The 13,852-nt window shown below is 29.8% G+C and carries 12 protein-coding genes; 1 reads left to right on the forward strand and 11 read right to left on the reverse strand.

Annotated features, from left to right (window positions below):
• Window positions 1–20: 20 nt before the first annotated feature.
• Window positions 21–2,588, reverse strand: coding sequence for an outer membrane protein assembly factor (locus NAB20_RS06185; protein ID WP_375605698.1), 2,568 nt, complete (start codon window positions 2,586–2,588; stop codon window positions 21–23).
• Window positions 2,589–2,617: 29 nt separating this feature from the next.
• Between NAB20_RS06185 and NAB20_RS06190 the strand changes: the two genes are divergently transcribed.
• A complete protein-coding gene (locus NAB20_RS06190; protein WP_105195685.1) occupies window positions 2,618–3,346 on the forward strand; it encodes an RNA methyltransferase in 729 nt (242 codons plus the stop codon).
• On the opposite strand, the gene NAB20_RS06195 is transcribed toward NAB20_RS06190, so the two are convergent.
• The 10 genes from NAB20_RS06195 to NAB20_RS06240 all read right to left on the reverse strand — a co-directional run bounded on the left by NAB20_RS06195 (window position 3,343) and on the right by NAB20_RS06240 (window position 13,850).
• A complete protein-coding gene (locus NAB20_RS06195) occupies window positions 3,343–4,047 on the reverse strand; it encodes a porin family protein (protein ID WP_088392255.1) in 705 nt (234 codons plus the stop codon). The genes NAB20_RS06190 and NAB20_RS06195 overlap by 4 nt on opposite strands.
• A gap of 3 nt (window positions 4,048–4,050) precedes the next feature.
• Window positions 4,051–4,782 (reverse strand): bifunctional demethylmenaquinone methyltransferase/2-methoxy-6-polyprenyl-1,4-benzoquinol methylase UbiE, encoded by a 732-nt coding sequence (ubiE, locus tag NAB20_RS06200; protein WP_088392253.1) that lies wholly within the window; start codon window positions 4,780–4,782, stop codon window positions 4,051–4,053.
• A 986-nt stretch (window positions 4,783–5,768) separates the two neighbouring features.
• Window positions 5,769–6,404 carry a hypothetical protein gene (locus tag NAB20_RS06205; protein ID WP_375605699.1) on the reverse strand — a complete coding sequence of 212 codons (636 nt, stop codon included), beginning with the start codon at window positions 6,402–6,404 and terminating at the stop codon, window positions 5,769–5,771.
• A 108-nt stretch (window positions 6,405–6,512) separates the two neighbouring features.
• Window positions 6,513–7,154, reverse strand: a complete 642-nt coding sequence (locus tag NAB20_RS06210; protein ID WP_375605700.1) for a hypothetical protein — start codon at window positions 7,152–7,154, stop codon at window positions 6,513–6,515.
• Between the two features lie 212 nt (window positions 7,155–7,366).
• The gene (locus NAB20_RS06215; RefSeq protein WP_235878573.1) at window positions 7,367–8,005 is read right to left on the reverse strand and encodes a hypothetical protein; all 639 of its coding nucleotides are present in this window, start codon (window positions 8,003–8,005) and stop codon (window positions 7,367–7,369) included.
• A 2-nt stretch (window positions 8,006–8,007) separates the two neighbouring features.
• Entirely contained in the window at window positions 8,008–9,405 is a 1,398-nt protein-coding gene (locus tag NAB20_RS06220) for a hypothetical protein (protein WP_375605701.1), read from the reverse strand.
• A 2-nt stretch (window positions 9,406–9,407) separates the two neighbouring features.
• A complete protein-coding gene (locus NAB20_RS06225) occupies window positions 9,408–9,836 on the reverse strand; it encodes a hypothetical protein (protein ID WP_127823555.1) in 429 nt (142 codons plus the stop codon).
• Between the two features lie 93 nt (window positions 9,837–9,929).
• Complete coding sequence (locus NAB20_RS06230; protein ID WP_375605702.1) at window positions 9,930–10,595, reverse strand: hypothetical protein; 666 nt, start codon at window positions 10,593–10,595, stop codon at window positions 9,930–9,932.
• A 10-nt stretch (window positions 10,596–10,605) separates the two neighbouring features.
• Entirely contained in the window at window positions 10,606–11,424 is an 819-nt protein-coding gene (locus tag NAB20_RS06235; protein ID WP_375605703.1) for a hypothetical protein, read from the reverse strand.
• On the reverse strand, window positions 11,421–13,850 hold the full coding sequence (locus NAB20_RS06240) for an HET-C-related protein (protein ID WP_375605704.1): 2,430 nt from the start codon (window positions 13,848–13,850) through the stop codon (window positions 11,421–11,423). Before NAB20_RS06240 ends, NAB20_RS06235 begins: the two co-directional genes overlap by 4 nt.
• Between the last annotated feature and the right edge of the window lie 2 nt (window positions 13,851–13,852).

Here is a 13,852-nt window from a genome sequence, read left to right on the forward strand (position 1 = left end):
GGACAAAATTACAAATTTATTTAGAAAGGATAATTAATGCCTATATTAAATTGAGATTTATTTACATTAAAATCAGTAAACCAGCGACTTCCTTTATCTAAGGTTGGCGAATATGTTTTGAATCCCCAATCTAGTCTTAATACAAAAAAGTTAAAGTCATAACGGTAACCAATTCCTGTTCCTAAGGCTAAACCTTCTAATGAGCTGAAATGATTAAAAACTTTCTTTTCATCTATTTCGTATGCTTTTCCAATATTAGCATTCCAAATATTGCCACAATCGGCAAATAAAGCGCCGTGATGTTGACCTAAAATGTTGAATCTGATTTCGCCATTAAAGGAAAGTTTCATATTAGCTTCGTTAAAATCATTTATAGTATTTGAATTTCCAGGACCTAAACTATAGGATTGCCAGGCTCTGTTGTCATTAGCACCTCCTGCAAAATAACTTCGTGTAAAAGGAATAGAATTTGAATTTCCGTAGGGGATAGCCAGTCCTCCAAAAGCTCTAAATGCTATTGATATTTCATTTTTTAAGTCCCAATGTTTGATGTATTCTAGCTCTCCCTTTATGTATTGCGAATATTCAAGACCTAGTATGTTACGATTTCCATTAGTATTTCGAGGTCTTTTAGTTATGTCCGCTATAAGAGACATAATGTTACCTGTTGATTCTAATTTAGTTCGAATACTATAAAAATCTTTGTCTGAAATATCTGTTTGAGACGTTTTGTTATAACTGATGTTACTGGATAAAATTAAATTGTTTTCAGTTAATCTTTTTTTCCTTTCGGAAATACTTTGAATAGTTCGGAAATCTTGTTCATTATTATTTAATTTTGGATAAACTCCTTCTAAAGCATTTCTTATAAATAGATCGGCACCATCTTTTTCTATTGATAAGTTATTTTGATCATCTAATAGTTCAGGATAGAGGTTGTATATTTTAGCTAGTTGGTTGAGTTGATCGTAACTCGATGTGTAAACATTAAAGTAATTATTTATATTGATGTTTTTTATATACTGTAAATTGGTTAAATCTAATTTAAAATTGGTTTTAGAAGAGGGAGTCCAACTATAATTGATAGCACCTGTAATGCTTTCCTTGTCTAAGCCTATGTTTAGTTGCTTAGAGAATCCTGCACTTATAAGTGTGCTAGGGAACATATATTTAGGGATAATGTTTTTTGTATTAAGAGGGAAAAATATTCTAGGGAATGATAACTTTAAATCAGCTCCATATTCTTGAATGTTGAAAAATAATTTTTTTGGATTAGCAAAGTCTTTAGAAGATCCTAAATTTCCTTTAATTCCTATTTCTAAAATTTCAGCGCCTCTAAATATATTGTTTATAAGGACAGAAGTGTTTCCTGTAATACCAAAATCCTGAATATTAGAATGAGTAAAATCGCCACTAACTCTAAAACTAAAACGTTCTTTTGGAATAAGTGTAATTTCAGTTGTAAGCGTTTTGTCTTTAGGATTTTCTGTAAAAGTAATATTAGGAAAGTTAAATACTCTTAAATTGCTTAAAGAACGTAATGTTTGTGTTCTGTTAAGATCACTAAAAACACTATCTTTTTGTGTAAAAATAGCGTTTGTTATTGCTTTTGCTCTATGTCTTATTTTTTCATTACTATAAAAATGATAATTTTTGTAGTTAATACTATCTTTTACCTCTTTTATAAAGAAACCTTTTTTAGGCTTATTGACTATATTAATATTTATTTTGCCTATTTTTCTTATCTCATAAGGTTTTGTTATTATTGAATCGCCTTTTTTTATTTTACGATCTGTTATTTTTATTGTTACAGGTGTTTTGTAATTTGCTGTATCAATTTCAAATTCAATGTCTTGTTGTTGGAAATCGTATATTCCGTTGTTTTTAAAGTATTGAGTTAGTCTATTTATTTCATTACTAAAATTACTTTCTTTATATTGTTTGCCTTGTTTAATAGATGATTTTATAGCTACTTTTTTATATAAGGAATCAATTGATTTGTTTGCTATATCTGTATGAATTGTGTCTAAAATATAAGGTTTGCCCTTTTTTACGAAATATTCAATGCGGGCTTTTTTGTTTGGTAAATATTTTATTTTATAAGAAGATTTAGCACGTAAATAACCTTGGTTTTGATACCAGGCCTCTATGTTTTTTGCATTTCTGATTGTTTTAAGAGAATCGATAAGTACTGGTGGCTCTCCTGTTTTTTTAAGAAAATTATGAATACCTGAATAAACAAAAGATTTACCAAGTCTATGAACTTGTTTTTCGGATAGCCATTTAGATAGTCTTTTGTATTTTTTTGGGTTATCCAATATATTTTTTTTGAACAAAGAGTCTGTATGTTCTTTTGCTAAATTATATAAATGCAATCTAAAATTAAAACCTAATATAGAGGTGTTAGGTTGCTGGTTTATTTGCTCAATAATTCCATCTTCATTGGTTTTGAATTTGGCGCCGTCAACTTCTAAAGTATTCTTAACTAATAAATATTTATTAGTAGGAACTTTTTTCACTGTGCTACATGCAGTATAAAGTACTGCTAATAGAATAATTATTGATATTTTTGTTGGAATTTTGCTCAAATCAAAAAAATTAATTCAAAAATACATTTATGCTTAGCAAAAACCAAATAAAACTTGTTTCTAGTTTGCATCAAAAAAAATACAGGAAAGAATATGGCTTATTTTTAGCGGAAGGAATAAAGGTCATTCAAGAACTTTTAGCATCTAAATTTGAGTTGGAGCATTTGTATATGACAGAAAATTTACTAGACGATTTACCCGCTAAGTTCAAAACAGTAGTGTCGACTGTTGAGTTGAATAAAATGAGTGCTTTAACTACAGCTAATAATTGTTTGGCATTGTTTAAAATTCCAAAAGATTGCGTATTGAAAGATGAGGGGCTTATAGTTGCATTAGAAGATATTAGAGATCCAGGGAATTTAGGAACAATCATTAGACTTTGTGATTGGTTTGGAATTTCTCAGATAGTATGTACTAAAGAAACAGTAGATTTATATAATCCTAAAGTTATACAAGCAACTATGGGCTCTATTGGAAGGGTTACGATCCATTATGTTGATTTAGAAATGTTTTTAAAGGATACAAAACAGCCTATTTATGGTACCTTTATGAATGGTAAAAACATATATGAGGAATCTCTTTCTAAGGAGGGGATCATTCTTTTTGGGAATGAAGCAAATGGTATTTCTAAAAAGATAGAAAATTTAGTTACTTCTAAAATTGCAATACCTCAATTTGGTAATTTACAAAAAACAGAAAGTTTAAATGTAGCCACGGCTACTGCAATAGTTTTAAGTGAATTTAGGAGAGGAACTTAATGAAAAGCAAAGTTTATGAAAATACCTCGAGTATTCATACTGTCAATATTACCAGTCCAAGGACTCTTGGGGTTATTATCAGGAATCATTTCGTTATTAAATCCGAAAACACCTCTTATGGAAGGAGAAAATTTGAAATACTCAAGATAAATATCAATACCGGCTCCTAGCTCGTAGTTATTGGTTTGTTTGATCATTCTAAAGCGATTAGCAGCGTTATCATCTGTAGATTCTGCATTACTAGATAAATTAATAGATCTAGAAATACCGCCTATAACGTAGGGTTTTATGTTGCCTGTACGTTTTGATGAAAATTTTAAAAGAAGGGGGAAGTGTATATAAGTTGATTTAACTTCTCTGAGCTCATCCCGTGTTTCTTTCATATTCGGAAAGTGAAGATTTCTTTGTCCATAATTTAAGCCAGGTTCAAATCGTAAATCAATATATTCATGTAATCGTAAGTTTGTTATTAGACCAACATTAAAACCTGTTTGGCTTTCTACAAGGATATCTTGACCATTGTTTTTTTTGTTGATTTTAAAATCATAATTATTGAAACCTAGAAAAAAACCAAAATGAATTCGTTGTTTGTCAAAATTAGCTAGATTTATCAATGGTTTTTTAGCAAACATGTGTTTGGTAAAGGGGGATTGACCCAAAAAGGGTAGTGTAAATAATAGTAATATTAAATATTTTTTCATTTTTTATTTTTTTGAAGCAGAATAAATTGTTGCAACGCCCATAGTTTGTGGAGCGTGCTTTACATTTATAAACCCAATTTTTTGTAAAATATTGTTTAAAGCCTCTCCGTAAGGAAAAATAGATGCTGAATCTGCTAAATAGCGATAAGCTACCTTATCTTTAGAGAAAAATTTTCCAATTAGAGGCATGATCATTTGAGTATAAAAATAATAGCCTTGTTTAAAAGGGAATTTTTCAGGTACTGAGGTTTCTAAAATCACAAAGATTCCTTTTGGTTTTAATACTCGATGAATTTCAGAAAGGCCTTTTTCTAAATTTTCAAAGTTTCGAATACCAAAACTTACCGTTATAGCGTCAAAACTATTGTCTTCAAAAGGAATATTTTCAGAATCTCCAAGTATGAGTTCAATTTGGTTAGATAATCCTTTTTTATCTATCTTTTCTCGTCCAACCTCTAACATTCCTGAAGAAATATCTAAGCCTATTATTTTTTGAGCCTGCGTATCTTTCATTAATATGGCTAAATCACCTGTTCCAGTGGCAATGTCTAATATTTTTTTAGGTTGTATAGAGCCTACTAGTTTTACAATTTTTTTTCGCCATTGCACGTCTATGCCAAATGATATCACACGGTTTAAACGGTCGTATTCATGAGAAATCGTATCAAACATTTTAGACACTTGTTCTTTTTTGCTTGAGTCGGAATTTTTATAAGGTTTTGTGCTAATGGACATAAAAAAATATTTGGAGCAAATATAAAATTTAATTTTGAATGAAGAATAAACTTGCTGGTTGATAAATAGATGTCTTTTCCTAAAATTAGATTTCAAATTTAGGATATGAGGTCGTTTATATTCTCATAAATATTATGGCAGATACGAATCTCGAAATTCTATACAGTAGGAATTTGACTAAAAATAATATTCAAGCATTTATTTACATTTACCTATAATTGTGTCTGGTTTGTAAAAGTCACCGTATTTGTCATAATATCGAATGATTCCTATTTTTTTTATTGAATCATTTTTACATTTCACAAAACCAAATGTTGCAATTCCATCTTCGTCTTGATAGTTAGATATTTCTTTGCTAGAAAAACTTCTAGGGTCTTCTTTATTTTCGATAAAATAAGAAGTGCCTTTATGGAGAGGATCCCAATTTTCTGAGTACAGATAAATGTTTAATCCAGATTACGCATTAGAAAAAATAAATTTTATAACTTACTGAAATAGAAGGTTTATTTGTTTGATAATTCTAGTTCGTAATTTTATATAGTACTAACAATCAATAAAATATGTTTTTTAAAATCTCTAACGCGTAATCAGGGTTAAAATAATTTCACTATCACTAACACGTCTTCTTTATGGTCAATTCCTTGTAAAATATCATCTATTAAACAAAAAATTGATATAATTATGTCTTTACTAAGCATCGGTTTTGTTTATTGGTTCGCAAAACAAATGGCTCACATATTTTTTTTGGGATTAGTTTGATTTAAGCAAATACTTTTTCTCATCTTACTGTACATTTGATTTTACAATTTTCCATTGCCACTGATAGGTTGTGAATACAGGTATTACAGGTAAGGCAATATCTGAAAATTCATAATGTTGTCTTGATCTGCCATATAGGTGAATTTTGCAGTAACAGAAAATCCATCAAATGTATACTGTGAAATATCATTAAAAAGGCTTCCAGTTATTTTTGGAAGCCTAATTATTTATTTTTCTTCTGTTACTTTTCCTGTTTCTCCATCCATTATAAAATCTAAAGGCAAAGCATCTAGTGGTTCCCCTGGACCGGTAGGTATGGCATTATTAGGCTTTCCTTTGATAATAGAAATTACCCAAGATTTATGCCCGTCTTCATCATTGAAATAAAGTTCGAAAGGTGGTCTGCCATCTTTGTCTTCTCTTCCTTTTCCTGTTTTTAAATCGATGTAGCCTTTTTTCTCTAAAAAGGCTAAACAATCTGTATATTTAATTTTACCAAATTTTTCATCTTCATTTACTTTTTTATCTAAAGTACCGTCTTCATCATAATATTCAGAAATGCCTATTTTAACATTTTCACCTATGTAGGTTTCTTTCTTTTTTAAATTCCCATTAGCATAAAATTCTTTATATATTTTAAAAAAAGAGGGGTTTGGCAATGTCATATACATATGGCCACCTCTTTTAGGGTTGTAAACCATTTCATATATAGTATCATTTTTGTGGAAAATATGTACCGCTGATGTTCTTTTAGAATATTCATCAAAATCAAATTTTTCTACCATAGTATTTTTAGTTTGTCCTTTACAAGTTACTAAGCTTATTAGGAGAGTTAAAAGTAAAATTTTTAAAAATGTTCTCATCGTTATAAAATTTTGGAATTTAAAAGTTTACATTTTTCAGCGGTAATCTGAAAAACTTATTAATTTATAATAAAGGCTTTTATCTAATTTAAGATAAAAGCCTAAACTTTACTTTTCTTCAGTCACTTTTCCTGTTTCTCCATCCATTATAAAATCTAAAGGCAAAGCATCTAGTGGTTCCCCTGGACCGGTAGGTATGGCATTATTAGGCTTTCCTTTGATAATAGAAATTACCCAAGATTTATGCCCATCTTCATCATTGAAATAAAATTCGAAAAGTGGTCTGCCATCTTTATCTTCTCTTCCTTTACCTGTTTTTAAATCGATGTAGCCTTTTTTCTCTAAAAAGGCTAAACAATCTGTATATTTAATTTTACCAAATTTTTCATCTTCATTTACTTTTTTGTCTAAAATACCATCTTCATCATAATATTCAGAAATGCCTATTTTAACATTTTCTCCTATATAGGTTTCTTTCTTTTTTAAATTGCTATTAGCGTAAAATTCTTTGTAAACAACATAAAAATAAGGTTTTGGAGCTCTCTCTCTTAATGACCCACCTTTTTCTTTATCAAAACCAATATCAAAAACTTCAAACCCATTTGGTTTTTCGTAATTTTTCCATCCAAATTCTGTTTTTTTATACACTTCAAAATCAAATTTTTCTACCATAGTATTTTTAGTTTGTCCTTTACAAGTTACTAAGCTTATTAGGAGAGTTAAAAGTAAAATTTTTAAAAATGTTCTCATCGTTATAAAATTTTGGAATTTAAAAGTTTCCATTGCCAATGGTAAATTATTTTCATTCTGATATTACCAAATTGTGGCTGATGGGAATAATCCATTATATTATCTGTTTGACCAGCCATATAAGTAAATTTTGCAGTAACAGAAAGTCTATCAAATGTATGCTGTGAAATATCATTAAAAAGGCTTCCAGTTATTTTTGGAAACCTAATTATTTATTTTTCCTCTGTTACTTTTCCAGTTTCGCCATCCATTTTAAAAACTAAAGGTAACCAGCCACTTGGTTCGCCAATACTATTGTCTGGTGGTGTTTTTATAACTTTTCCTTCAACAACTGTAATGTACCATAAATTATCAGACTCACTATAATCTAATTCAAAAACAGGACTTTGATTTTCGTTTTCTCTTCCTTTTCCTGTTTTTAAATCGATATAGTCCTTTTTTTCTAAAAAAGCTAAACAATCGGTATATTTAATTTTGCCGAATTTTTCGTCTTCATTTACTTTTTTATCTAAAGTACCGTCTTCATCATAATATTCAGAAATGCCTATTTTAACATTTTCACCTATGTAGGTTTCTTTCTTTTTTAAATTGCTATTAGCGTAAAATTCTTTGTAAACAACATAAAAATAAGGTTTTGGAGCTCTCTCTCTTAATGACCCACCTTTTTCTTTATCAAAACCAATATCAAAAACTTCAAACCCATTTGGTTTTTCGTAATTTTTCCATCCAAATTCTGTTTTTTTATACACTTCAAAATCAAATTTTTCTACCATAGTATTTTTAGTTTGTCCTTTACAAGTTACTAAGCTTATTAGGAGAGTTAAAAGTAAAATTTTTAAAAATGTTCTCATTGTTATAAAATTTTGGAATTTAAAAGTTTCCATTGCCAATGGTAAATTATTTTCCTTCTGATATTACCAAATTGTGGCTGATGGGAATAATCCATTATATTATCTGTTTGACCAGCCATATAAGTAAATTTTGCAGCTCCAGAAAGTCCATCAAAGGTGTGTGGTAATTGCATAGCGTGCATTAATTCGTGTGCTAATGTTCCCTCATTATGCCCGTTAAAATAAACGCCAAAGGTAGTGTTAAAATAAGAAAATCCGTTTAAATAACCTGTATGCACCCCTTTTTTAAAACTATAAAACTTTTCTCCAATAAAAAATACTGTATAATACCCTTTGTATTTATCGCCAAATTGATCTTTTAATTGATCTTCTAAATAATTCCTAAGTCCAGCATCGGACGAAAGTACATTTTTTGTTACTCCTTTCTTATCAGTTATCGTTTGAGGACAAAATTTATTTCTAAAAGTATTCCACAGTAAGTTGCCTGTACAATCTAAATCTTGTGTCTCAGTTATTAGATTAGGAATCACTAACGCTTGATTCAAGCATTTTTTAAAAAAAACATCTCCTCCATTTGTCATTTTTCCTCTCACTTCAAACCCATTTATATCAGTCTTAACTTTTACAAACACCACATTAATCTTCTTTTGGAATTTAGGAGTATTGGGGTGTATTTTTAAAGCGCCACAAATTTCACCATCTGCTTTTACATACAAGGTTTGTGTAGTGTCAAAAGCTTTATTGCACGTTATTTTTAAAAAATTTGATTTGGTATGTTTGCCTTTACTTAGACCACTAATTTGTTGTACATTTAGTGACAAATGTTTTGTCGCTTCCTTTTCTTTAAACTCCAATGTTAATTTTTTGGGTAATTCTTCTATTTCTATTTTTAAATTGAAAGTTGCAGTTTTACCTTCTAATAATGTGATAATTGGTGTTGGGTAAATAAAAGCATTTTTTCCTTTTTTTTGTTTCCAAGGAATGTTAAAAAGGGTATAATCTCGAAGTAAACGATCATACATTCGAAGATCTTTTTTAAAATTGGTATTCCAGTGATTAGTGTCTTTAAAAACTGTTACATTATCGCTTTCATAATATTTTCCCATAATATTACCAAACCAAGTATCTCCTTTCTTTTTGGTATCGCCAGTTCGAAGCCAATCAAAACCAAACTCACCGTCATAATTATCGTGCGGTCTAAAATAGACTAAACATTTAGGTTTAATTTCTGGTTTAGGTCCTAAAGGAGGACTCTCAGGGGTGCCATATTTTATGCCCTCTTTAGCTGTTTCGGTAACTTCTTTTTGAGAATTATAAATTATATTGCCTGTGGAATATATATTATATTCACCACCAACAATTTCTGTAATTTTTCCTCCAACAATTCTAGTTCTACTCATTATTAATGTTGTTTAGATTTTTCAGCTGAATTATTTTGGATTTCTTTATCGGAGTGTTTATGAATACTTTCATTGCTAGACATTGCTATTCCTTTTCCTGAATTTACAGAAGTTTTACCGCTTTTAGTTTCACTATGCACATCTCCTTCAATTACTTCCGTCAACTTTCCTGTTACCATGGTCATCATATCCATTGCAACGGTAGTGTTTTTCATGGCACCAATGGTTTCATTTTTATTCATTCCCGCACTTTCAGATATATTCATTCCAACGGAGGTTGTCATGTTTTTACCCACGTTAATAATCATATCTTCGCCTGCATTTACTATGAAATTCTTTGGCGCATTTACATTAATATTCCCATGTCCGTCCATCGTCCAAGTGTTGCCGCTTGGGGCTTCAAGATGGATGCTGCCTTGAGCATCCATCATAGATGATTATTTTATTGGAACTGCTTTAGGTTTGATATTTCTTCTATAATCTTTTCTATAAATTATATTAAAATTGAATTTTTAAAACATTTATTAATATTTTGTTATCCAAATAAAAAACAGCGATAACCATTGAAATAAAAGAACTAACAGTATTGCTGTTTTATTAGGTTCAGAAATAGCCTTTAATTGTTGAATAGTTTTTAATTTTACTATTTCAGAAAAATTTTGTCCTTCTTTATCGAAATCAACATCATCTAATTTAATTTTTTTCATACCAAAAATTATGATTTTTCTTAACCATTTATTCTCTGTTCTGTCATTTTGAATATTTTGTATCAACAGTAACTTATTATGGGTAAAGTTTCCAGCATCTTTTAAAATTTTAGGCTGTTTACTTAGAAACTTTGATAGAAACTTATCAAATGCAGGTATTATTAAACTTTCTGACTTATCATTTATTATTTTATGAGTAAGTTTTGTTATAACATATTTATTTGTAAGTACAAAAAATAACATTGGACTCAAAAAAAATGTTAACAAACATAAAATAGCCCCTATTGGTCTAGTGGTTAAAAGCATAAGAGAAAAGGGAATAGCACTTACGTGTGCCGAATGACCACTATCTATCCCTCTTAATAGTAATATCAACTCAATTATAAAAACTATTATTGTAGAAACCAAACTTATAGTTATTATTTTAAAATATGTAAAAAAAGCGATTGAGAATAATTTAGTGGTATATTTGAAGTTATCCATTTTTGGTGTCTTATTTTTTATTTACTTTTCTAAATTCATAGTTTTCTTTTTCTTCACGAGCAATTTTAAGGAATTCTAGCGTGCCGTTAGAGGTGAAAGTTAATTCATAATACTGTAATCTACCCTCTTTACACTCGCATCCAGGAGCACGATAATCACCCCCAAATGTGTCCGTTGTATTGTGAGAATCATTTACCCCATCAATGTCTTGGTCAACATAGCCAAAGCGATCAGAAAAGGATAATTTCTCACGATTTTCATTGATTTCTTTAATTTTCATTCCTGCTTTTAATGGACTTCCGTGTAAATTAACAATGCCTTGGTAAGTGGTAAAAGGATAGACATAATTTTTTTTATATAGCTCATCAACCTGTCTCCTAATAATTTGAAAATCTTCTTCTTTTTTATATTCAGGAAGTTTTTTCATTTCTTCTGCCCATTTTTCAGATTCTTTTATTTCTTCATCTGTACTCTGTTTCCACTCTTTAGCTTTACTTAATAATCCAGCTTTACCATCTGGGCTGTCAAGATTGACAAAATAAATATAAATAGCATCTACTATATTTTCCCCTATTTCCCAATCGCTTACAGAAATTCCTAATTTATCCCAAGTATAACCTTGATCTGTCGTTCTATCTGGTTTTCCTAAAACTTTTTCCCATTGAGAGACCGAATCGCCTAAATCTAAGCGCTTTCCTTTGTAGTAAATACCACAACTATCGACTTTAATAGTGGCTTTTTCTAAATCTATTCCATTATCTTGTTTCATTTGACAACTTACATTTAAAAAAGTTAATATAATAATGTTAAAAAATGATTTTATTTTCATTGACTGTTTTCTTTAAAATAGTTCATTATTTCTTTTATTTTTTTAACTGTTTTATCATTGAGAATTTCTGCCTCATGATGACTGTGCTCATAAATAGTAGCATATTTTAGTTTTTCAAGAATACTTTGAGAGGTTCCTTTTAACCAATCGTTTATTTTTTTATTTGTCCACATCGTTTTAGGTGAAGAAGGATGCACAAAATAATTTTCAGCTACATAATTGGCTAATTGAGAGCCATCCATTCCTTGCTTGAATTTTCTACCTACATCTTCTACTGCTATTTTTGCTAACTCGGCAGAAAGTTTATTTAGAGGGTGGGTTAATGAATCTTTTGCTAGTTGAGAATGAGATGGGCAATTACCATATTTTGTATTTATGTGACTTTGAGCTTCAGGAATTACTTCATCAAAAGAATTAAGTATAATATTAAACACTAATTTAGGAAAAATAGACATCACTTGAGCACTGTAGTCCATCGATTTTTGAGTTGTTTCTAATACTTTTACTCCTACCTTTTCTGCGAATGTAGTTACACCCCATTCTTTTTTATCGGCATTTTCATACATAGTAGCCATTGCATCTTGAAATTTCAAATAAGTTTCAAACCAATTTAACCACGTAGACACCTCAACTCCATAATAGGCAGAACTCTTTTTTGCAGTATCGCTTTTTTGCCCTTTAGCCAAATCTTGTAGTGCTTGCAAAACAAACATTTCACCAAGAGTTCTTTCTTTAGGTTTTCTACGTTTATATTCTTCAATATGAGGCTTGAAAAAAAGTTCAGCTATTTTAGGACCAACACTTGCAATTGTATCCTCAGTCAAGAAAGTTCCACTTACTACTGGCAATTCTGTGTAGTTTTTGCCTTTATAGTTTTCAATCCATGGGTAAATATCTGCTCCAGCTTTTCGTAATAATAATTCTACAAAATTAGTATGAGCAAAAAAATCTTCTAATACATGTAGAGCGGCGCCTAGATGCCTGAAACCTTCTACCGTTTGACCTTCAGAACAAGCTAAAGTTATTTGTTCTTTCATATACGTTACTGTTGCTGGACGTTCTGGATAATTTATCCAGAAGAAATTAGACATATTTCGAGTTTTGTCAATTTTCCAAGAAATGCCATTATCACCAGCATAAAGAGTTTTTTGTTTGCCATTGTAATTGAACGATATTACTTTTCCTTTGTCATCAGTAATTTTTGACTCATCTAATAATCCTTTAGGGTTGTCTATATGTTCTTCTGGTCTATAAATTCCTAGAATATCTTTAGTTAGACCTCCAAAGTTTTTATTGAATTTTTGCTTAAGAATATAGTAATTTTCTGAAGGTACTTTTTTATTTTCTTTCTCAGCCTCATAAACAAATTCTTTTATGGCTAATATCTCCATTAATGAAACCAATGCTTGATGCGAAAATTTTAGTGGAGCAGCTTCTCTAACTACTTTGTATTTTTTTTGAACTTCGGTTGCAACATTTGTGCTTCTTACGGAAATTCCTACTATTATTTGAGAAAAATCACGAAGCCAATTGCCATAATAAATATTTCTTACCTGCTGAGTAGAAAATAAATCTTTCTTTCTCAGAGCTTCAAATTCAATGTCTCCATGGGCATAGGCATTGTTTTTATTTTCTTTACGATTTCTACCGGCTCCATAGTTAGAAATATCTTCGCCAGGTACTTCATCATATTGATTTGTTTCATCTACAATTTTTTTGATTTCATTTTGTAATTTAGAAAAATCAACTTTTAAATCGCCTTTGTAAGAAGGTATCTCAGCTTTTGCGAAGGTTAAAGTGGATTCATTGAAAATATCAAATTTAAATAATTGATAAGCAAATCTAGCCCCTTCATCAATTACATCTTCATCAGCAACTTCATTAATTGATAATTCTGTTCTTAACAAATTATCTATATGGTGTCCATATTCTTCAACTAATGCTGCAAGTAGCTCAGCACTTTTTTCATTATCCTTAGAAGCTTCTTCTATAAACTTTTCATATACAATTATTTGCTTTTTTTTATTACTATATCCAGCTAGTTTTCCTTGGACTGGGTATATTGAAACTAGAATTTCAGGATTATTTATCTTGCGATCACTTAATGCTCTGTATAGCTTACTTAATGCTTGAATTTCAATATCGGATCCAAAGACTTTATAAGCAAAAACCATAAACGTCATTTCTCCTAATTCATCAGCTAAATTGCATAATTGATTGTGTGCATAATCACTTTCCAGTTTATATGTTGATTTTTCTGTTGTTATTTCTGGACTTTCAGGCTTTCCATAACTTACTCCTTTTTCATCTCCTTTGAAACTTACAGTTTTAAGTGAATTTAAAACTATATCTTCTTTAGCATACCAAACATCATTTCCTTTCGTGGTTTCAGTAATTTTACCACCCACATTTCTAATCCTAGTCATTT

It is taken from the genome of Flavobacterium davisii (assembly GCF_042182265.1).
Classification (GTDB): Bacteria; Bacteroidota; Bacteroidia; order Flavobacteriales; family Flavobacteriaceae; genus Flavobacterium; species Flavobacterium davisii.